Origin of the sequence: Mesorhizobium sp. M2E.F.Ca.ET.219.01.1.1 (genome assembly GCF_004016445.2) — a bacterium.
In the GTDB taxonomy this organism is placed as follows: Bacteria; Pseudomonadota; Alphaproteobacteria; order Rhizobiales; family Rhizobiaceae; genus Mesorhizobium.
Genome location: NZ_SADT02000032.1, coordinates 1 through 1,025, shown reverse-complemented (window position 1 = coordinate 1,025; position 1,025 = coordinate 1). Strand labels below are relative to the sequence as shown.

Here is a 1,025-nt window from a genome sequence, read left to right as displayed (position 1 = left end):
GCGCTGTGCTAACCGCAAGGAGGCAGGCGACCACGGTAGGGTCAGCGACTGGGGTGAAGTCGTAACAAGGTAGCCGTAGGGGAACCTGCGGCTGGATCACCTCCTTTCTAAGGAAGAACCCTAATGGGGTCCCCACCAGCGACGAGGCTTTTGCCGAGGAGCTTAAGGGTGGGGCAAAGACCCCTTTCGGTTCTCTTGGAACAAGACGGAAGATAGTCAATCTTACCGTCGCGCATACCTGAAGCGGGTCTGCCGCCTTCGTTTCTCTTTCTTCGCGAATGACTAACCTCCCTTTGGCTATGCCCACAAGGCGTGCCTTGCCGGTGCAAATGGTGCCAGCAGGGTACGGTTTAGGGCTTGTAGCTCAGTTGGTTAGAGCGCGCGCTTGATAAGCGTGAGGTCGGAGGTTCAAGTCCTCCCAGGCCCACCATCTCCTCGATACAATCGAGACCACTATCAGGGGCCGTAGCTCAGCTGGGAGAGCGCCTGCTTTGCAAGCAGGATGTCGTCGGTTCGATCCCGTCCGGCTCCACCAACCATCTTCTGCGAAGATGGGGCGTGTAGAGTAGAGATGATCGCCGGTGGTCAGTCATTCGAAAAAGAGTTTGCGCCGAGCTTTGTGCTCTGCGCCTGTTCTGTTTGACATCGTAAAGAGAAGATTTGTTCGAACTTCATGGCTGCAAAGCTGTGATTTGTCGCAAGGGACGCTCAATCCCTTGCCTATGATGGGTTTGCCTAACCGCGCCCTCGAACGGATCTCGAGAAGCTGGTCTTTTTGTGCCAATTCCATTCAGTGAGGCTCGGCACAGAGCTTCGCTGAGGCGACGATCCCTTCGGGGTCGCGCTTTGCTAATCTCGTAAGGGAGAGGCTGAAGCGACGATCTCTGCGAGATCGCGCGATGGGTATTGGCAATGAGAACGATCAAGTGTCTTAAGGGCAATTGGTGGATGCCTTGGCATGCACAGGCGATGAAGGACGTGATACGCTGCGATAAGCTACGGGGAGGTGCGAATACCCTTTGATC

Annotated in this window: 2 tRNA genes and 2 rRNA genes; all 4 read left to right on the top strand. The window is 55.6% G+C overall.

The annotated features are described in order from the left end of the window. Nucleotides 1-107: ribosomal RNA gene (locus EN862_RS34785) — 16S ribosomal RNA — on the top strand; the annotation flags it as partial. 246 nt (nt 108-353) lie between these two features. Beyond that, nucleotides 354-430, top strand: a tRNA-Ile gene (locus EN862_RS34780). 29 nt (nt 431-459) lie between these two features. Further along, nucleotides 460-535 (top strand) — tRNA-Ala (locus EN862_RS34775). A gap of 385 nt (nt 536-920) precedes the next feature. Continuing rightward, nucleotides 921-1,025 (top strand): 23S ribosomal RNA (locus EN862_RS34770); the annotation flags it as partial.